The organism is Streptomyces sp. 3N207 (genome assembly GCF_052246355.1).
GTDB lineage: Bacteria > Actinomycetota > Actinomycetes > Streptomycetales > Streptomycetaceae > Streptomyces.
Window position 1 is genome coordinate 99,039 of sequence record NZ_JBQQBV010000008.1, and the last position, 18,202, is coordinate 117,240.

The following is an 18,202-nucleotide window of genomic DNA, read 5'->3' on the forward strand; positions in this document are numbered from 1 at the left end:
GCGCATGACGCACACCAGCCTGGATGTCAGCACCCCGGCCGGAATCATCCGGCTGAGCAACGCGTTCTGCGACGCGAAGGCGCTGCTGACCGCCGTCGAACTGGGCCTGTTCACCACCCTCGCCGAGAAGGGCCCCCAGACCCAGGAGGAGATCCGTAAGGAGCTGGGTCTGCACGGCCGCGGGCTGAGCGACTGGCTCAACCTGCTGGCCGCGCTGGGCCTGCTCACCCGCGAGGAGGGCGGCAGGTTCGGCAACGCCGAGGGCGCCGGCACCTATCTGGTGCGCGGCCGGAAGACCTACGTCGGCGGATTCCTGGAGCGCTCCAACCGCAACCTCTACCCCGCCTGGGGAAAGCTGTCCGAGGCGCTGCGTACCGGTCAGCAGCAGTCCGGCAGCGACTTCGAGGCAGTCACCAAGAACCCGCACATCCTGCGGCAGTTCGTCGGCATGATGGACGCCCTCACCCACGTCGTCGGGCCCGAGCTGGTGGGCAAGTTCGACTGGAGCGGCCACAGTTCCGTCCTCGACATCGGCGGCGCCCGCGGCAATCTGTGCTCCCTCATCGTCAAGGCACAGCCGCATCTGCAGGGGCACGTCTTCGACCTGCCGCCCATGGAGCCGCTGTTCGACGAGAAGGTCGCCGAGTACGGGCTGACCGGCAAGGTCACCTTCCACGGCGGCAGCTTCTTCACCGACCCGCTGCCCAGCGCCGACGTCGTCACCCTCGGACACGTGCTGCACGACTGGGACGAGAAGCAGCGCGGCGAGCTGGTCACCAAGGCGTTCGGCTCCGTCAACCCCGGTGGCGCGCTGCTGATCTACGACCGGATGCTGGACGACGAGCCCGACCACGTCGAGAACCTGGTCATCAGCCTGGACATGCTGCTGGTCACCGACGGCGGCTCCGAGTACCCGGTCTCCGAGGCCGTCGCACACGCCGAGCGCGCCGGGTTCGCCTCCACCGAAGTGCTGCCGCTGAGCGACTACGACACGCTCGTGATCTGCCGCAAGGCCGGCTGAGCGGGCCGCCCGAGAAGAGGAGTCCGTATCCCATGAGCGACCCCAGGACCGATACTCAACAGGCTCCCGAGCAGGTGCCGGTGCTCGTCGTCGGAGGCGCGGTGACCGGGCTGTCCACCGCGGTCTTCCTCGGCTGGCACGGCATCCGCTCGCTCGTCGTCGAACGCCACCCCGACACGCTCAGCCACCCGCGCTCGCGCGGCGTCAACCCGCGCACGGTGGAGCTCTACCGGCAGGTCGGGCTGGAGGACCCGATCTGGTCCGAGGCAAGTCTCGCCACCGACTTCAGCAAGCTGCTGATGATCCGCGCCGAGACCCTCGCGGGCCCGGAAATGTTCAGCGGCCCCACCGACCAGCCCGACCCCACCGGCGGCGTCAGCCCCTGCGAGTGGGCCCCCATCGACCAGGACCGGCTCGAACACCTGCTGCGCGGCCGCGCCACCGAGCTGGGCGCCGAGCTGGCCTTCGGCACCGAACTGGTCTCCTTCACCCAGTCCGACGAGGGAGTCACCGCCGTCCTCCGCGATGTCGCGAGCGGCCAGGAGCGCACCGTGCGCGCCGCATACCTCGTCGCGGCCGACGGCAGCCGCAGCCCCATCCGCCAGGAGCTGGGCATCGTCGCGGACGGGCCCGGCGAGTTCGCCACCACCCTCTCGGTGCTCTTCGAGGCCGACCTGAGCCAGGCGGCGCAGGGCCGCGACGTCGGCGTCTGCTACCTCGACAAGCCCGCGCCCTCCACCATCCTGTTCGCGCACGACGGCAAACAGCGGTGGATCTTCGCCACCGCCATGCCCGAGGGCGAGACGCTGGAGACCATCACCGAGGACCAGGCGGTCCAGCTGGTCCGCGCCGCCATCGGCCAGCCCGACCTGGACGTACGGATCGTCCCCCAGCTGCCCGCGGGCGGCGCCAAGTGGCTGAGCTTCATCATCGGCGCCCAGGTCGCCCGCGAGTACCGCAGAGGACGGGTCTTCCTCGTCGGCGACGCGGCCCATCTGGTGCCGCCCACCGGCGGGTTCGGCGCCAGCCTCGGCATCCAGGACGCCAACAACCTCGCCTGGAAGCTGGCCGCCGTCCTCGACGGCGAGTCCGGGCCCGAACTGCTGGACACCTACCAGGCGGAGCGCCACCCGGTCGCCTGGATGACGCTCCAGCAGGCCCTCGGCATGATGCAGGAGCGCACCGGTCCGGACGGTGACGGTGACGCAGCGGGCCCCGACCCCGCGGAGGCGTACAGCACCACCGTCTTCGGCTACCGCTACGGCGACGGTCCGCCGGTCCCGCCGAACGCCCTGCGCGGCGAGCCGGGCACGCGGGCCCCGCATCTGGAGCTGGACCGCGCCGGCGAGCGGATCTCAGCCCTCGACCTGTACGGCCGCGCGCCCGTGCTCCTGACCGCGGAGGGCGGCGGACCGTGGGCCGACGCCGCTGCGGCCGTCGCCGCGGAGACCGGAGTGCGGGTGGACGCCCACCGGGTGGGCGGCCCCGGCGCCACGCTGACGGCCTCCGGCGGCCGGACCGTCACCGAGGCGTACGGCATCGGTGCCGACGGCGCCGTCCTCGTCCGCCCGGACGGATTTGTCGCCTGGCGCTCCGAGAGTGCCGCCGCCGACCCGAAGGCGGCCCTGCGGGAGGCGGTGGGCTCGCTGTACCCGCGTATCTGAGTGCCTCTCACCCGGTTCCGGACAGGGGTCGGCAGCATCAGATGCTGCCGGCCCCTGTCCGCGTACTGACACCCATTAGGGTGTGCGCGGTAGTTGATTCTCCGTCGTACTCAGGGGGCCACCGCATGACCGTCACACCGAAGCCACACAGCACCGACAAGGAAGCCGTACGGAGGCCGCGGCGAAAGCTGCGCTCCTCGACCGTCGTGCTCGGCAGCATGGGCGCTCTCGCGGTGGCGCTGTCCGGCTATTCGTCCGAGCCGGACCGGCGGTGCGTCGACCCCGAGAGTTACGACGCGGTGCGCGGTTACCGCATCCTGCCGCCGAGCCAGTGCGAGACCGGCGGCGGCACCGGGGCCACGGCAGGGACCGCGGCCTTCCCCGCGGCTGCCACCGCGGGCCGTTCCACGGACGCCGGGCGCGCCGAGGAGCAGGACAAGATCTGGTACTACGGCGGCCACGAGGCGAAGGGCAGGGCCAAGGGCGGCACGTTCATCCACACGGCGGCCGTCGAACGGGCCGGCTTCGGCTGCGACGACGATGACGACGGCGGCAGCAGCGGCGGTGGCGGGTACGGCGGCTGAGGCGGCGCGGCACGGCGGCGGACGAAAGGAAGAGGAAGCCCGAGTGGAACGCCGGACCATCGCTCCCCGTCCCAACTGGCAGGAGATCGTCGAGGAACAGGGCTGCATCTACCCGCTGACGCGGTACCCCGACGGTTCGCTGCGCCCGTACTGGGACGAGAGCGCCTACTACACCTTCACCCTTCCCGAGGTGGAAGCCCTGGAGGAGGTCGTGGAGGAGCTGCACGGCATGTGTCTGCGGGCCGCCGCGCACATCGTGGAGGCGGGCCGGTTCGCGGATCTGGGCATCACCGACCCGGCCCTGGTGGACCGCGTCGCGGAGAGCTGGCGGCGGCGTGCCGAACTGCCCAGCCTCTACGGCAGGTTCGACCTGCACTACGACGGGAGCGGCGGCCCGGCGAAGCTGCTGGAGTACAACGCGGACACTCCCACCTCGCTGGTGGAGGCGGCCTCCCCGCAGTGGTTCTGGATGGAAGAGTGCTTCCCCGGCGCCGATCAGTGGAACTCGCTGCACGAGCGGCTGGTCGACGTATGGAAGAAGCAGGCGGCGCTGCTGCCGCCGGGCGCACCCGTGCACTTCGCCCACTCGGCGCGCGACGAGCTGGGCGAGGACCTGATGACGGTGGCCTACCTCCAGGAGACCGCCGAGCAGGCGGGTCTGGAGACCGTCGCCATACCGATGGAGGAGATCGGCTGGGACCGGCTCTCGGGCCGGTTCGTCGACCAGCGGCTGAAGTTCGTCCGCGCCTGCTTCAAGCTCTATCCGTGGGAGTGGCTGGCCTCCGACCGGTTCGGCCCGCACGTGCTGGAGACCCTCGACAACGGGGGCGGCACCGGCAGCACGCTGTGGATAGAACCGGCGTGGAAGATGCTGCTGTCCAACAAGGCGCTGCTGGCCATCCTGTGGGAGCTGTTCCCCGGCCATCCCAACCTGCTGCCCGCCTATCTGGACGGGCCGCGCGAGCTGGCGGCCACGACCGGGTGGGCGGCCAAACCGCTGCTGGGCCGCGAGGGCGCGGGCGTCACCCTGCACGAGTCGGGCGCCGAGCCGTCGGTACGGGACGAGCCGTGCTGCTACCAGGCCCTGTGCCCGCTGCCGGACTTCGACGGCAACCGGACAGTGCTCGGCACCTGGGTCGTGGACGGTGAGGCGGCAGGGCTGGGCATCCGCGAGTCCGCGGGCCCCGTCACGGACGAGTACGCACGGTTCCTGCCGCACGTCATCCTGTAGCGGGCACTCCCGCGATCCTGTAGCTGCCCCTGGAGGGCGTCCGCGGTCCTCAGCAGCGTCGTGGCTGGTGGGGGCACCTCCCGGCCGAAGTCCCCCAGCCTCCGGCCGGGAGGTACCCCCAGGGGAGCAGTTCCCCGCGCCCCTGACGGGGCGCGTCCACACACGGGAGGGCCCCGGCAGCTGCCGGGACCCTCCCGTGTCGGGCCGGTTCGCGCTCCGCGGGGAGGCGGTGGGCCGGAACCGGCCGGACGTCAGTCACTCCTCCGTGACGTGGATGGACTTGGTGGGGCAGCCCCGGGCCGCGCGGCGGACCTCCTCGTGCAACTCCCCGTCAGGGGTCTCGTCGAGGACGACGACCAGCCCGTCCTCGTCCTGGTCGAAAACGCCGGGCAGCCGGTACACACACAGGCTGCTGACCGCACACGTCTCGGAATTCGCCGTCACCCGGAGCATGTCACCACTCCACGGGGATCTCGGTGAAGCCCTCCATGAACCCGCCCAGCGCCCGCGGCAGTTCCTCGGCGGGCGCCGCCAGCCGGATGCCGGGGAAGCGCCGCAGCAGCGACTCCGTGGCCACCTGGAGCTCCATCCGGGCCAGCGCGGCGCCCACGCAGTAGTGGATGCCGGCGCCGAACGTCATGTGGTGGTTCTCCTGGCGGCGGATGTCCAGCTCGAAGGGCTTGTCGAAGACCTCGGGGTCCATGTTGGCCCCCTCCTCCGACAGCAGCACGCTGGTCCCCTTCTTGATGACCGAGCCGTCGGAGAGGGGGATGTCCTCGATGGCGTACCGCATGGTGCCGACCGAGGAACCCATGATCTGGGTGCGCAGCAGCTCCTCCACCGTGGAGGGCACCAGCGACCAGTCCGCCTGGATCTCCCGCACCAGCTCCGGGTGGTGCAGCAGCACAGCGGTGCCGGTGCCGATCTGGCTGGCGGTGGTCACATAGCCGGCGATGAGCAGCCCCTGGCACCAGAAGTGCAGCTCGTGGTCGTTGAGCCGGTTGTCCTCCTCGTCGCGGACCCGGATCAGCTCGCTGACCAGGTCGTCACCGGGCTCGGCCCGCTTGGCGTCGATCAGGTCGCCCAGGTACTTCCACAGGTTCTGCCGGCACTGTCCGACCTCCTCGGGCGGTAGCTTGGTGACGGACAGGAACCCGTCCACATAGGTGCGGAACTGGTCCCGGTCCTCTGCCGGGACGCCCAGCAGTTTGCAGATCACCTTGATCGGCAGCGGGAAGGCCAGCGCCTCGTTCAGCTCCACCGGCTGCGGCCCGGCCGCCATCTCGTCCAGCAGCTCGTCGGCGACCTGCTGTACGTACGGCCGCAGGGCCTCGATCCGGCGGGCGGTGAACGCCTTGGTCACCAGCGAGCGCACCTGGGTGTGCTTGGGCGGGTCCGGGTCGATCTCCGGGTCCATGAACAGGTCGTTGTCCTTGGAGATCCGCGCGCAGTCGGGCCGCGCGATGTTCCGGGACAGACGCTTGTCGGCGAACAGGGCGCGCACGTCCTTGTAACGGGTCACGAGCGTCGCCACGTCCCCGCTCGGCAGCGTCACCTCCATCGCGGAGCTGCCGTGCACGTGCCGCAGCGCTTCGGGCACCTGCATGGGCGGGGTCCAGGCGAACGGATACCTGGGCGGGGTCTGAGTGCTCACGGTTGTCCCTTCGGGTTGCGGTGATCAGGTGCGGGAGACGGGCGGGCTGTACGGGGCGAGCCGCAGGGAGCGCGTCATACGGGCCACTCCGGGCGCTCCCAGGCCGCTTCGGCGAACGCCCACTCGTGCCGGATGCCGGTACGGAAGTGCTCGACCAGCCGCGCTTCTTCGGCCGGTGAGGCGGTCTTGCCCAGCTCGTCGGCCAGCCCCATGAAGGCCCGCACCGCGTAGCCGTAGCCCTCGCCCGGGTGGTAGACCTCGATCCACTTCGCGTACCGGGAGCCTGCCGAGCGGCGCTCCAGCAGATCGTTGGAGACCTGGAAGTTGAACCACACCATCGGCAGCAGCGCCCCGACGCCCGCGGCGTACGAGGCCGCGCTGGAGGCGTTGAAGAACGCACAGTGCGCATGGGTGACCGGGCCCGCGGGCGGCATCCCGCCGGCCGACGCGGGCAGCCCCAGCCCGTCCGCCAGTTCCGCGTACTTCTCCCGCAGCCGGTCGCGGGCCTCCAGCGTGCCGGTGATCGAGCGGCCCAGCAGCGCTGTGTGCGCGTCCTGTTCGGCAGCTGCCGCCGTACGGGCCAGCGCCCGCGCGTACGCGGGCAGCAGATGCCCCGTGTCCTGTTCCACGAAGTACGTCAGTGACTCGCCCGGCAGGGAGCCGTCCCGCAGCCCCGACCAGAACGGGTGGGCCAGCACCTTCTCCAGCACCGGCGCGGCCAGCTCCTTCAGCTGATCGCTCAGCAGCATCGTCTCTCGCCCCTCTCCGTTCGCTCTCACAGATCCAGCCGGACGCGGTAGTGGCGCAGCCACGCGTCGAGCTGGAGGACCATCTCGACGTTGCGGCGCTCTCCCCACCCGTCCACGGCGATCGGCCGGTCCTCGGCGGCCAGCTCGGCGCAGGCGGGCCCGTCCAGCAGCGGCCGCACCGGACTGGCCGGATCGGCGACGACCGCGTTGAAGCGCCGCCGCAGCACCTGCCCGTAGTGCGGGTCCTGGGTGATCGGGAAGGGGCTCTTACGGCGCTGGGTCACCGACTCGGGCAGCAGGTCGGCGACGGCCGAGCGCAGCACGCTCTTCTCGCGGCCGTCCGCCGTCTTCATCGCCCAGGGGATGTTGTAGACGTACTCCACCAGCCGGTGGTCGCAGTAGGGCACCCGCAGCTCCAGTCCGACGGCCATGCTCAGCCGGTCGTCGCGGGAGAGCAGCAGCGGCAGCCAGCGCGTCAGATGCGCATGGCCGACCCGCCGCATGACCCGCTCGGTCTCCGACTCGCCGGGCACGTCGGGCACTTCGGCAACCGTCTCCGACCAGCGCTGTGCCGAATAGCCGGGAACGTCGATCTTGCGTAGCAGCCCCGGGTCCAGCAGCCCGGTGCTCATCCCGTGCGGCGCCACCCGCAGCCCCATCGTCACCCAGGGGAAGTTGGCGGTGTCCACCAGCGTCGGGTCGCGGAAGGACTGGTAGCCGCCGAAGAGTTCGTCGGCGACCTCGCCCATCAGCGCCACCGTTGAGCGCTGCCGTACCGCGCGCAGCAGCAGATACAGCGAGCGGTCCATGTCGGGGATCGGCCGGGGCAGATCCTGGGCGCGCAGCGCTGCCGCATCCACCACATCGTCGGCCAGATCGGCGGTACGCAGTACGACAGGCTCGTGGTCGGTGCCCACATGCCGGGCGACCTCGGCCGCGTACGGGGCGTCCGGGTCCTCGTGCCAGAAGTCCTTGCGGAACCGCTCCGTGTGCCCCTCGAAGTCCACCGCGAAGGTACGCGGCCGTCCGGCGCCCGCACGGGCCGCGAAGGCCGCCAGCGCGCTGGAGTCGACACCGCCCGACAGCAGCGTGCACAGCGGTACGTCGGCGACCAGGTGATCGCTGACCGACTCCTGGAGCAGCCCCCGCACCGTCTCGACGGTGCGCTCAAGCGTGTCCGGATGCTCGTGGTCGGGCAGCGACCAGTACCGCGACTCGCTCAGCACCGCACCGCCTGCGCCCTCCCGCAGCACCGCCGTATGCCCGGCCGGCAGCTCCCGGATGCCGCGGTAGACGGCGTGCCCCGGGGTGGCGATGTAGGCCAGCAGCTCGGCCAGCCCCTCCGCGTCGACCACGCACTCCAGCCACGGGTGTGCCAGCAGCGCCTTGGGCTCGGAGCCGAAGAGGAGACCGTGTGCCGTGCGCGCGTAGTACAGCGGTTTGATGCCCAGCCGGTCGCGGGCCAGCAGCAACCGGCGGCTGCGGGGGTCCCACACGGCGAACGCGAACATCCCGTCCAGCCGCTGCGCGCACTCCTGGCCCCACTCCAGATAGGCCCGCAGCACCACCTCGGTGTCCCCGGCGGTGCGGAACCGGTGCCCGAGGGCCGTCAACTGGTCCCGCACCTCACGGTAGTTGTAGATCTCGCCGTTGTGCACCAGGACCGCGAGGGTGCGTCCGTCGTGCTCGGCGGTCATCGGCTGGGTGGAGTCGTCGACGTCGATGACGGCGAGCCTGCGGTGCCCCAGCGCGGCGTCCGCGTCCGTCCATACCGCCTCGTCGTCCGGGCCGCGGTTGGCGAGGGTGCCCGCCATCGCCCGTACGGTGCTGCCCTCCTCGCTCATCTCCCGCGCGAAGTCGATCCAGCCCGCTATGCCGCACATGCGACCACCCGCTCCGCCAGCTCGCCGACGACCGTGGCGGGGGCGGGCTGCTCCAGCATTCCGTCGCGCAGAGTCCGCGCCGCCTCGCGCCGCCCGGCGCCCTCTTCGCGGTCCAGCAGCCCGGCCGCCTCCGCGCGGAGCCGCTCGGCGCTCGCCTCGTCCCTGGTGAGCACCTCACCGGCGCCGGTCGCCAGCACCCGCGCCGCGTGCCCGGCGTGGTCCGGCAACTGGGGTACGAGCAGCAGCGGCAGGCCCGCACGCAGCGAGGTGAGCACCGTGCCGGCGCCGCCGTGTGCGACCACCAGATCGGCGCTGCCCAGCAATGTGTGCAGCGGTGCGTCGAGCACGACCCGTACCCCGTCGGGCACCTCGCCCAGCAGTGGCCGCTGCGCCGCGGTGACGGCCAGCACGACCTCCGTGCCCGGCAGCGCGGCCAGCGCCCGCGCGGCGTGCCCGGCCAGGAACAGCGCGGGATCCAGCCGCGCCATCGTGTGCCCCCAGGTGATCACGACCCTGCGGTGGCCGCTGCGCGGCAGGGGCAGCGGCGGATCGGGCGGGGTGCCGGGCCCGTTGAACGGCACGTACCGCATGGGCACCCGGGGGTGCTCCGCAGGGGCGGGGGCCTGGAACCCCGGCGGGCACGGGTCGATGGTGAAGTCCCCGAACGGGTGGTAGCCCTCCGGGTCCACGCCCACCCGCTCGGCCAGCGGCGCCAGCGCACCCGGCAGCAGCGGGCGGGCCCGCGCCATCAGATCGGCGCCGTACAGCAGCCGCACGGCCGGAATCCCCGCGGCGGCAGCAGCCAGCGGGCCCGCCAGCGCGGTCGGCTCGGACACCACCACATCGGCGCCCCACCCACGGGCCGTCTCCGTGACCCCGTCGACCATCGAGTCGGCGTGCGCGGTGAACATCTGCAGCGCCCGCGGCCCCTTGCCGCCCCGCGGCGCCCGCCGGTCGGCCGTGGGGTCGTCCTTGCTGGGCAGCACATAGCCGCGCACCATGCCGACCCCGTCGACGTCCTTGCCGACTGCGGTGCCCGGCAGCCCGGTCCGCTCGATGAGGGGCAGCAACTCCGGCTGGCTGACGACCAGCACCTCGTGCCCCGCACTGCGGCAGGCCCACGCCAGCGGCACGAGTGCATACAGATGAGAGGGCCAGGCCCAGGTCGTGAACAGTACCCGCATCGCAGCCCCAAACCCTTCCGCCGCCGACTCCTGACGAGGCAGACGGTGACCCAGCGCCCTAGTGCAGGGGTCGGCGCTCGCTAGAGCGGGGCCGTTGTGCCCCGAAGGGGCGCGGGGAACTGCGCGAGCAACCACGACTCACCCGCAGACCGCGCGCTACGGGAAGGGGCACTCTCTCAGCGGCACAACGGGGACCGGGCCCTCCCGAAGCGGGGCTCGATCAGATGTCGAGCGCCGGTGGCAACGGTGTAAGGCGTACCCCGCGGCCCGGCGGCCGCAGGCCCACGCTTTGGAGGCGGACACATGGAAGCTGACTCGCGCCCACCGTTCCGCGTCATGCTGCGGATGGAGATCCACCCGAACAAGCGCCAGGAGTTCGAGAACACCTGGCGCCAGGTGGCGGCCGGCATCGCGCGCGAGCCCGCCAACCGGGGCCAGACGCTGGTGCGTTCGGTGGAGGACGAGAACGTCTACTACGTCCTCACCGACTGGGCCGACGAGCCCTCCTTCCGTACGTTCGAGCTGAGCGACGCCCACGTCGAGAACCGGCGCAGGCTCCAGCCGTTCCGCCGCGGCGGCGAGATGGTCGTCACCGAGACCGTGTACGAGGTACCGCCGGCACCGGAACCGCCCCGGAACGCGGCGCCCGCCGACCCCGCTCCCGGCGACCCCGACCCCGCTCCGGCCACCGAGCCGCTGGCCTTCGTCGGCCTGGGCAACATGGGCGGGGGCATGGCGCACCGGCTCCTGGAGACGGGACACACGCTCACCGTCCACAACCGCACGGCCGCCAAGGCCGCACCGCTGGCCGAAGCGGGCGCCACCGTCGCTGCGAGCCCCGCCGAGGCCGCCAAAGGCCGCTCGGTCGTGCTGCTCAGCCTGGCCGACGAGGCGGCGGTCGAGGAGGTGCTGTTCGGTCAGGTGGCCGATGTGCTGGCGCCGGGCGCGGTCGTCATCGACACCTCCACCGTCTCACCCGCGTACGCCCGCGAGTGCGCCGATCGGCTCGCCGGGCGCGGGCTGCGCCGGGTGGAGGCGTGCGTCGTCGGCAACCCCTTCCAGGCCCGCGAGGGCAAGCTCCGCGTCTACACCAGCGGCGACGAGGGGGACATCGCCCGGGTCGGCGGCATCCTGGACACCCTCGGGGCGCAGGTCGTCCACCTCGGAGCGCCCGGCACGGCCGCCACCCTCAAGCTCATCTTCAACCTGCTGCTCGGCGCGCAGGTGGCCTCTCTCGCCGAGGCGGTGGCCTACGGCGTCGCCGCCGGGCTGGACCGCGACCGGCTGCTGACCTCCGTAGCGGAGAGCGGCTTCAGCTCGGTGGTGCTGCGCTTCCGTGCCGAACTGATGCGCAAGGGCGCCTACGAGCCCGCGTTCTTCCGCTCGACGCTGATGGAGAAGGATCTCCGCCTCGCCCTCGGCGACGCGGCGGTGGCCGGGGTGCCGCTGCCCGTCCTCGACTCCGTACGCGAGCGCTTCGCCGGCGTCAACGAGGCGGGGGACGGCGACAAGGACGCGTCCGTACTGCTCGAACACACGGTGCACGGCGGCTGTTCGGAGGCGGCGTCGTGACCGCGCCCGAAGCGATGTTCCACCAGCTGCGCAACATCGCCCGCTCCAGCGCTGCCGCCACCCCCTCGCCGCCGCCCGACGAGGTGGAGGCGCTGCTGGACCTGGTCTTCGAGTGGTTCCGCACCCGGTTCAGCCCGGAGCGCGCCGCACGTGCGTCCGGTGTCTTCCACTACGAGATCGACACCCCGCTCGGCGTCCGCCACCGGTACGTCGCCGTCGGCGAGGGCGCCTGTACCACGTCCGCCACGCTGGACGGCGCGCCCGACGCCACCATCGGTCTGGCGCTGCCCGACCTGGTGGCGCTGGCGGTGGGGGAGTTGAAGGGCACCGACGCGTTCGTCGGCGGCCGGCTGAAGATCTCGGGCGATGTGTTCTTCGCGATGAACTGGATCGAGTGGTTCGGCGCCCGCAGCGGCCATCCGCCCGGCTCCGGCCTGGACACGGCCTGACCCCTTCCGCAGCGCTCCATCCGAGCAAGGAGAATTCCCGTGCGCATAGCCGTGACAGGTTCGATCGCCACGGACCATCTGATGACGTTCCTCGGCCGCTTCAGCGACCAACTCCTGCCCGACAGCCTGCACACGGTCTCGCTCTCCTTCCTGGTGGAGGAGCTGGAGATCCGGCGCGGCGGGGTCGCGGCCAACATCGCCTTCGGCCTCGGCGGGCTCGGACTGACCCCCGTGCTGGTCGGCGCCGCGGGCAGCGACTGGGCGGACTATCAGCTGTGGCTCAAGGAACACGGCGTCGACACCGACTCCGTGCACGTCAGCACCAGCCGGCACACCGCCCGCTTCGTGTGCACCACCGACGCCGACCACAACCAGATCGGCTCCTTCTACCCGGGCGCCATGAGCGAGGCCCGCGACATCTCGCTGCGCGAGGTGGCCCGGCGCACCGGAGGGCTCGATCTGGTCGTGGTCGCCCCCGACGACCCGGAGGCGATGCTGCGGCACACCCGCGAATGCGCCGAGCTGGGCATCCCGTTCGCCGCCGACATCTCCCAGCAGCTGGCCGTGCTGGACCGGGAGGGCGTACGGGCGCTGCTGGCCGGGCCCGCCTATCTGTTCACCAACGCCTACGAGGCGGTGCTGCTCCAGGAGCGCACCGGCTGGACCGAGCAGCAGATCCTCGGCCGCGTCGGCACGTGGGTCACCACCCGCGGCGCCGAGGGGGTGCACATCGAACAGGCGGGCATCTGCCCCGTCGACGTACCCGCCGTGCCCCTCGGGCCGTCCGCAACCGTCGACCCCACCGGGGCCGGTGACGCCTTCCGCGCGGGCTTCCTCGCGGGCCTCGCCTGGCGCCTCGGCCCCCGCCGCGCCGCCCAGTTGGGCAGCGCCCTGGCCACCACGGCGCTGGAGGTGATCGGCACCCAGACCTACACCCTGGCCCGGGCCCCATTCCTGGCGCGGCTGCGCGATGCCTACGGCGTTGAGGCCGCAGAGGAGTTGGCCCCGCACCTGGGGGCGTTGGCCTAGCGGCCGAAGGAGGGCCGGTCCGGCGGGGTCAGGAGGCCAGCCGGGAGGGGAAGCCGCCCTTGGCGATGGGCCCCCAGCGGCGCGGAGTCACCCGGATCAGTGACTTGCCCTGCTTGAGCATGGCCGCCCGGTACTCGTCCCAGTCCGGGTGTTCGCCGGAGATGACCCGGTAGTACTCGACCAGCGGCTCCACCGCCTCGGGCACGTCCAGCACCTCGGCCGCCCCGTCGATCTGTACCCAGGGCCCGTTCCACTCGTCGGACAGCACGAGCACACTCACCTCGCCCTCGCGGCGTGCGTTGTGCGTCTTGGCGCGCTCCGGATACGTCGAGATGACGATCCGGCCTGCGGAGTCGACCCCGCATGTCAGCGGCGACGCCTGCGGCGTGCCGTCCTCCCGCCGCGTCAGCAGGATGGCCCGGTGCCGGGGCCGTACGAACTCCAGCAGTTCATCGAGGCCGACCCGGGTGTTGGTAGCGATCGAAGGAGCCATGCCGTCGAACCTACGCCATGACCTGCCTCCGCTGCCCCGTGCGGGGACGGGAAGCAAGAATCCATTTGTGTCATAGGACATTTCCCGTAAGCTGCGGTCCATGGACGGACGCATCCGGGGTGCGAACGCGGCGGAGATCGCGGAGTCGGTACGGGAACTGGTCGAGACCGGAGCCCTGGCCACAGGTGCCGCACTGCCGCCGATCCGCGCGCTGGCGGCCGAGTTGGGGGTGAACCGGAACACGGTGGCCTCCGCGTACGCGCAGCTGGGGACGGCGGGCGTGGTGGAGAGCCGCCGCCGCGGAGGCACGGTCGTGCTGGGCGTGCCGGCCGTCGACGGCGAGGGGTTCGCGGCGTCGTCGGCGCTGGTGAACCTGGCCGACGGCAATCCGTCGCGGGAGTTCCTGCCGGATGTCACCGCCGCCTACCAGGGGTACGAACCCCCGCTGTACGGGCACGAACCGGTCAGCGGCGCCCTCGCCGCCTGGGCACGGCAGGCCATGAGTCCCGACGCGGAGAGCGAGCACCGGCTGGTTCTCACCCACGGCTCGCTCGACGCGGTCGAACGCTGTCTGAACAGCCACCTGACCCGGGGCGACGCGGTGGCCGTCGAGGACCCCTGCTTCCTGTCCAGCATCGGGACGGCACGCGCGAACGGCTTCCGCCCGGTGCCCATACCCATCGACGCCGAGGGCATGGACCCCGACGGGCTGCGTGCCGCCCTGGTGGCGGGAGCACGCGCGGTGGTGTGCACCCCTCGCGCGCACAATCCCACCGGTGCCGCGCTGTCGGCGGGCCGGGCCCGGCAACTGCGCGAGGTGCTGGCCGACTTCCCCGGCGTGCTGGTCATCGAGGACGACCACTTCTCGGCGATCTCCGCACAGCCGTACCACCGGATCACCCCGCCCTCCGCGCCCCGCTGGGCCCTGCTGCGCTCCGTCTCGAAGTTCCTCGGCCCCGACCTGCGCCTGTCGTTCGTACTGGCCGACCCGGCCACAGCGGCCAGGCTGGAGGCGCGGCTGAATCCCGCATGGGTGAGCCACCTCCTCCAACACCTCGTCGCGGGCCTGCTGTCCGACCCCGGGACCGCGCAACTGCTCCAGCGCGCCCGCGACGCGTACGCCACGCGCAGCCGGAGCCTGATCGAGGCGTTGCGGCAGAACGGGATCACCGTGGCCGACCGCTGCGACGGACTCAACGTCTGGATCCCGGTGCCCGGTCGCACCCAGCGGGTGATCGCTGCCCTGGCGGAACGCGGATGGGCCGTACGGCCGGGAGCGGACTTCGCGGTCACCAGGAGCACCGCCTCGGCGATCCGGGTCACGACGGCCGGCCTCACACCCCAGCAGGCCCAGGCGTTCGCCGCCGACCTCGCACGGGCCATGCCCTGACGCCCCCTCACCCGCCTTACACCCACCGCAACCAGGGAGAAAGCCCATGTTCACCGGCCTGAGCGCCTTCCCGCTCACCCCGATCACCGACAACGGCATCGACGAGCAGGCCCTCGCGGGACTGGTCCGCCGACTCGCCGCTGCCGGTGTCGACTCGATCGGGGCACTGGGCTCCACGGGCTCCTACGCCTACCTCACCCGCGAGGAGCGCGCCCGGGCCGCCCGTATCGCGGTGGAGAACGCCGGCGAGACCCCCGTGGTCGTGGGCATCGGCGCGCTGCGCACCCGGCACGTCCTCCAGGCGGCCGAGGACGCCCAGCGCGCGGGCGCGGCAGGGGTGCTGCTCGCACCGGTGTCCTACCAGCCGCTGACCGAGGACGAGGTGTTCGGGCTCTTCGAGGACGTCACGGCGAACCTCTCCGTCCCCCTGGTCATCTACGACAACCCGGCCACCACCCGTTTCACATTCCCCGACGAGCTGTACGTGCGGGTGGCGGAACTGCCACAGGTGGCGTCCGTCAAGATCCCCGGCGTACCGGCCGACCCCGCGGCTGCCCGCGCCCGCGTCCAGCAGCTGCGGCAGACCCTGCCCAGCACCGTGACCATCGGCGTGAGCGGCGACGCCTTCGCGGCCACCGGGCTGAACGCCGGGTGCGACGCCTGGTACTCGGTGATCGCGGGCACCGTCCCCGGACCGGCGCTGACCATCACCCGCGCCGCACAGTCGGGCGACGCCGACCGGGCGCTGGCGGAGTCCCGGCGGCTCCAGCCGCTGTGGGAGCTCTTCGCCCGGCACGGCTCGCTGCGCGTGGTCGCCGAGGCCGCCGCACAGCTGGGCCTGACCCCGCCCGGCAGCCTCCCGCTGCCGCTGCGCGGACTGCGCGCCCAGGACCGGGCGCGCGTCGCCGAACTGCTCGAACAGCTGGGGCCGAACTCGTGAGACAGCGGGACACCACAGCGCCGGCGTCCTCCGCCTCGGCACCGGCCCCGGCCCCGGCCCCGTCATCGGCCCCGTCATCGGCAGCGCCCGCGGCGGCGCCGGGTTGGGGCGGTCTGGCCCGCTACATCACCGCCGCGACCCTGGCCCGGGCTTCCGACGGTGGTGCGGTGGTGGCCATCGTGCTGCTGGTGACCACCAGCGGCGGCCCCGGCTGGCTGGCCGGACTGCTCGGCGCCTGCATCACGGCACCCCATCTGCTGGGCCCCTTCGTCGCGCGGGTCCTCGACACCGCACGCGACGGCCGCAAGGTGATCGCCGCAGCGTGCATGGTGCACGGCGGCACCCTGGCGGCGGCCGTACTGCTCCACCCCGTCACCACTCCGGTCGTCACCGGCGTACTGCTGATCGCCTCCGGACTGGTCGGCCCGCTGCTCACCGGAGGGATCAGCAGTCGGCTGCCCGCCATCGCCGGGGAGGGCCGGGAGCGCCAACGCCGCGCCCAGGGCTGGGACGTGGCGACCTACGGCATCGGCGGAACCGTCGGCCCCACCGTCGTCGCGGCGGTCTCCGCCTGGGCCTCACCCCTGGTGGCCGCGCTCGTCCTCGCCGGGGGGACGTTCCTGGCCGCCGCCGTGGTCCGCTTCCTCCCCTACGCCCCGCCCCCGGCCGCCGCCTCCGACGTCCCGAAGCCCGGACGCACCCTCGTCGGCATCCTCACCTCGGGGCCGCTGCGCCGCACGTTGTACCTGACCGTGACGGTCGCCTTCGGCGTCGCAGCGCTGCCCGTCACCGCGGTGGCCGGCGCCGGTGCGCTGGGTGTCGGGCCCGCTGCCGCCGGCGTGCTCACCGCCGCCTACGGGCTGGGCAACCTCGCCGGCTCCGCGGGCGTGATGATCCGCCCCGCCCGCGCGGACGCGGACGGGCTGATGACCCGGCTCGCCGCGCTTGTCGCCGGCACCCTGGTCCTGGTCGCCCTGGCCCCGTCGTTCCCGGTCGCCGTCGCCGCCTACGCTGCGGCCGGGATCGCCAACGCGTGCTTCTTCGCGGCCACGCTCGCCGCCCGCAGCGAGTACGCACCCCCGGCCGCCCGCGGCCAGATATTCGTCTGGGTGGGAGCGCTGAAGATCACGGCCGGATCGGCGGGAACCGCCTTCGCCGGAGCCGTCGTCGGCACCTCCCTCCCGCTCCCCCTCACCCTCGCCGTCGTCCTCACCCTCGGCAGCGCACTGCTCTCCCTCGCAGAGCGCCGCTGACCCGCGGTTGCGCCCCGAAGGGGCGCGGGGAACTGCGCGCCCAGCCACAACACACCCGCAGCCTGCGACCCCGGCAAGGGGCACCCCCTCTCCAGCACAGGGGAGGGGCCACCTAGGTCTCACACGGCCAAACCGACCCGCACAGCCCGCACCGCGCCCGCACATGCCCCCGCACCGGCACCCGGACCCGCACCCGGCAGGTGGGGCAAGGGAACGACACCCGCATCCCCGCACCATCGCCGGGCTCGAAGGCGTACCCCGCGCCGCCGCCGGGACCGGCAGCCGCGGCACCGCCGCTCGCCCCATGCCGCCGCTCCCTCACATAGCGGCGCCGCTCCCGCCACGGCGCCCCGGCCAGCGGCGGCAGCTCCTCGTCCCGGGCCGCCATCTCGCGGCCCCGCACATACGCCTCGTACGCCTGCGGGCTGGTGAACCAGATCGCCGGGTCCTCCCCGAAGAGGCGGGCGCGCTTGGCCAGTACGTAGCCGAACTCCTCCGGGGTGAGGTAGCCGAGCTTCTGCGAGGTGAGTGCGTCCTGCCGGAACGCGTCCAGCAGCAGCCATCCGGCGCCGAGGTAGGTGCTGGCGGTGTCGGTGAGGATCTCGTTGGCCGGGGTGCCCTCGAAGGCCAGCCCGAGACGGTGCAGCCACACATGGGTCACCTCGTGGGCGAGGGCGGCCCCGATGTCGTTGCGGTGCTCCTTGAAGCGGGCGTTCAGCTCGACGAAGTACTCGGGGCCCGCCGTCAGTTCGACGTTCGCCGCGTGTGTCATCTCGCGGAAGCTGACGATCACCCGCGCCTCCGGCAGCCGCAAGTGCCGCACCATCACTCCCGCGACGCGCTGGGCACCCAGATACAGATCGTCGGCGTCCGCGAAGGCGATGTCGCCGGGGGCGACGCTGGTGTCGAAGCCGCGCACGGACTCCGCCGACATCCGCCGGTAGAGCGCGGTGATCGCCTCGCGCACCGTCTCCAGGTGCGGAAAGCCCCGCTCCACGGGGTCAGCAACCGAACCACCCATCCCACACCCCCAGCGCGCGGCCTACCGCCACGATAACGCCGCCCCGTGCGGCTGCCGGGAAAGAGGCGGCCGGTGGGGTTTGCGG

At 72.5% G+C, this 18,202-nt stretch carries 17 protein-coding genes; 10 read left to right on the forward strand and 7 right to left on the reverse strand.

The window, feature by feature from the left end:
- Positions 1–4: 4 nt before the first annotated feature.
- From ACTWP9_RS14680 to ACTWP9_RS14695, 4 genes are all read left to right on the forward strand, one after another.
- Positions 5–1,021 carry a methyltransferase gene (locus ACTWP9_RS14680; protein WP_443246561.1) on the forward strand — a complete coding sequence of 339 codons (1,017 nt, stop codon included), beginning with the start codon at positions 5–7 and terminating at the stop codon, positions 1,019–1,021.
- 32 nt (positions 1,022–1,053) lie between these two features.
- Positions 1,054–2,685: an FAD-dependent monooxygenase gene (locus ACTWP9_RS14685; RefSeq protein ID WP_443246562.1), complete on the forward strand. Its 1,632-nt coding sequence runs from the start codon at positions 1,054–1,056 to the stop codon at positions 2,683–2,685.
- Positions 2,686–2,810: 125 nt separating this feature from the next.
- A complete protein-coding gene (locus ACTWP9_RS14690; RefSeq protein WP_443246563.1) occupies positions 2,811–3,269 on the forward strand; it encodes a hypothetical protein in 459 nt (152 codons plus the stop codon).
- Between the two features lie 43 nt (positions 3,270–3,312).
- A complete protein-coding gene (locus ACTWP9_RS14695) occupies positions 3,313–4,500 on the forward strand; it encodes a glutathionylspermidine synthase family protein (protein ID WP_443246564.1) in 1,188 nt (395 codons plus the stop codon).
- Between the two features lie 255 nt (positions 4,501–4,755).
- Here the strand turns inward: ACTWP9_RS14695 and ACTWP9_RS14700 are convergent, their stop codons facing one another.
- The 5 genes from ACTWP9_RS14700 to ACTWP9_RS14720 form a co-directional block, all read right to left on the reverse strand.
- A complete protein-coding gene (locus ACTWP9_RS14700; RefSeq protein ID WP_443246565.1) occupies positions 4,756–4,953 on the reverse strand; it encodes a ferredoxin in 198 nt (65 codons plus the stop codon).
- Between the two features lies 1 nt (position 4,954).
- Positions 4,955–6,154 (reverse strand): cytochrome P450, encoded by a 1,200-nt coding sequence (locus ACTWP9_RS14705; protein ID WP_443246566.1) that lies wholly within the window; start codon positions 6,152–6,154, stop codon positions 4,955–4,957.
- 74 nt (positions 6,155–6,228) lie between these two features.
- Positions 6,229–6,903, reverse strand: a complete 675-nt coding sequence (locus ACTWP9_RS14710; RefSeq protein WP_443246567.1) for a TenA family protein — start codon at positions 6,901–6,903, stop codon at positions 6,229–6,231.
- Between the two features lie 26 nt (positions 6,904–6,929).
- Positions 6,930–8,786 (reverse strand): asparagine synthase (glutamine-hydrolyzing), encoded by a 1,857-nt coding sequence (gene asnB, locus ACTWP9_RS14715; RefSeq protein WP_443246568.1) that lies wholly within the window; start codon positions 8,784–8,786, stop codon positions 6,930–6,932.
- Positions 8,774–9,970 carry a nucleotide disphospho-sugar-binding domain-containing protein gene (locus ACTWP9_RS14720; RefSeq protein ID WP_443246569.1) on the reverse strand — a complete coding sequence of 399 codons (1,197 nt, stop codon included), beginning with the start codon at positions 9,968–9,970 and terminating at the stop codon, positions 8,774–8,776. The genes asnB and ACTWP9_RS14720 overlap by 13 nt, the downstream gene beginning before the upstream one ends.
- Before the next feature lie 303 nt (positions 9,971–10,273).
- Here ACTWP9_RS14720 and ACTWP9_RS14725 point away from each other — a divergent pair, with 303 nt between their 5' ends.
- Genes ACTWP9_RS14725 through ACTWP9_RS14735 form a run of 3 tightly spaced genes read left to right on the forward strand, consistent with a single transcriptional unit; the run spans position 10,274 to position 13,020 of the window.
- Positions 10,274–11,542, forward strand: a complete 1,269-nt coding sequence (locus ACTWP9_RS14725) for an NAD(P)-binding domain-containing protein (protein ID WP_443246570.1) — start codon at positions 10,274–10,276, stop codon at positions 11,540–11,542.
- Positions 11,539–11,991, forward strand: coding sequence for an SCP2 sterol-binding domain-containing protein (locus ACTWP9_RS14730; RefSeq protein ID WP_443246571.1), 453 nt, complete (start codon positions 11,539–11,541; stop codon positions 11,989–11,991). The genes ACTWP9_RS14725 and ACTWP9_RS14730 overlap by 4 nt, the downstream gene beginning before the upstream one ends.
- 39 nt (positions 11,992–12,030) lie before the next feature.
- Positions 12,031–13,020 carry a carbohydrate kinase family protein gene (locus tag ACTWP9_RS14735; RefSeq protein ID WP_443246572.1) on the forward strand — a complete coding sequence of 330 codons (990 nt, stop codon included), beginning with the start codon at positions 12,031–12,033 and terminating at the stop codon, positions 13,018–13,020.
- A 28-nt stretch (positions 13,021–13,048) separates the two neighbouring features.
- Here the strand turns inward: ACTWP9_RS14735 and ACTWP9_RS14740 are convergent, their stop codons facing one another.
- Complete coding sequence (locus tag ACTWP9_RS14740; protein ID WP_443246573.1) at positions 13,049–13,513, reverse strand: PPOX class F420-dependent oxidoreductase; 465 nt, start codon at positions 13,511–13,513, stop codon at positions 13,049–13,051.
- Positions 13,514–13,613: 100 nt separating this feature from the next.
- Here ACTWP9_RS14740 and ACTWP9_RS14745 point away from each other — a divergent pair, with 100 nt between their 5' ends.
- The 3 genes from ACTWP9_RS14745 to ACTWP9_RS14755 are packed head-to-tail and all read left to right on the forward strand — an operon-like array spanning position 13,614 to position 17,096.
- Entirely contained in the window at positions 13,614–14,903 is a 1,290-nt protein-coding gene (locus ACTWP9_RS14745; protein WP_443246574.1) for an aminotransferase class I/II-fold pyridoxal phosphate-dependent enzyme, read from the forward strand.
- 46 nt (positions 14,904–14,949) lie between these two features.
- The gene (locus ACTWP9_RS14750; RefSeq protein ID WP_443246575.1) at positions 14,950–15,843 is read left to right on the forward strand and encodes a dihydrodipicolinate synthase family protein; all 894 of its coding nucleotides are present in this window, start codon (positions 14,950–14,952) and stop codon (positions 15,841–15,843) included.
- On the forward strand, positions 15,840–17,096 hold the full coding sequence (locus tag ACTWP9_RS14755) for an MFS transporter (protein WP_443246576.1): 1,257 nt from the start codon (positions 15,840–15,842) through the stop codon (positions 17,094–17,096). The genes ACTWP9_RS14750 and ACTWP9_RS14755 overlap by 4 nt, the downstream gene beginning before the upstream one ends.
- Before the next feature lie 112 nt (positions 17,097–17,208).
- Here ACTWP9_RS14755 and ACTWP9_RS14760 read toward each other — a convergent pair whose 3' ends face one another.
- On the reverse strand, positions 17,209–18,117 hold the full coding sequence (locus ACTWP9_RS14760; protein WP_443246577.1) for a hypothetical protein: 909 nt from the start codon (positions 18,115–18,117) through the stop codon (positions 17,209–17,211).
- Positions 18,118–18,202: the final 85 nt, after the last annotated feature.

Coding starts and splice junctions, on each gene's coding strand:
- ACTWP9_RS14680 (WP_443246561.1), top strand. CDS start 5: ATGACGCACACCAGCCTGGATGTCAGCACCCCGGCCGGAATCATCCGG.
- ACTWP9_RS14685 (WP_443246562.1), top strand. CDS start 1,054: ATGAGCGACCCCAGGACCGATACTCAACAGGCTCCCGAGCAGGTGCCG.
- ACTWP9_RS14690 (WP_443246563.1), top strand. CDS start 2,811: ATGACCGTCACACCGAAGCCACACAGCACCGACAAGGAAGCCGTACGG.
- ACTWP9_RS14700 (WP_443246565.1), bottom strand. CDS start 4,953: ATGCTCCGGGTGACGGCGAATTCCGAGACGTGTGCGGTCAGCAGCCTG.
- ACTWP9_RS14710 (WP_443246567.1), bottom strand. CDS start 6,903: ATGCTGCTGAGCGATCAGCTGAAGGAGCTGGCCGCGCCGGTGCTGGAG.
- asnB (WP_443246568.1), bottom strand. CDS start 8,786: ATGTGCGGCATAGCGGGCTGGATCGACTTCGCGCGGGAGATGAGCGAG.
- ACTWP9_RS14720 (WP_443246569.1), bottom strand. CDS start 9,970: ATGCGGGTACTGTTCACGACCTGGGCCTGGCCCTCTCATCTGTATGCA.
- ACTWP9_RS14725 (WP_443246570.1), top strand. CDS start 10,274: ATGGAAGCTGACTCGCGCCCACCGTTCCGCGTCATGCTGCGGATGGAG.
- ACTWP9_RS14740 (WP_443246573.1), bottom strand. CDS start 13,513: ATGGCTCCTTCGATCGCTACCAACACCCGGGTCGGCCTCGATGAACTG.
- ACTWP9_RS14745 (WP_443246574.1), top strand. CDS start 13,614: ATGGACGGACGCATCCGGGGTGCGAACGCGGCGGAGATCGCGGAGTCG.
- ACTWP9_RS14750 (WP_443246575.1), top strand. CDS start 14,950: ATGTTCACCGGCCTGAGCGCCTTCCCGCTCACCCCGATCACCGACAAC.
- ACTWP9_RS14760 (WP_443246577.1), bottom strand. CDS start 18,117: ATGGGTGGTTCGGTTGCTGACCCCGTGGAGCGGGGCTTTCCGCACCTG.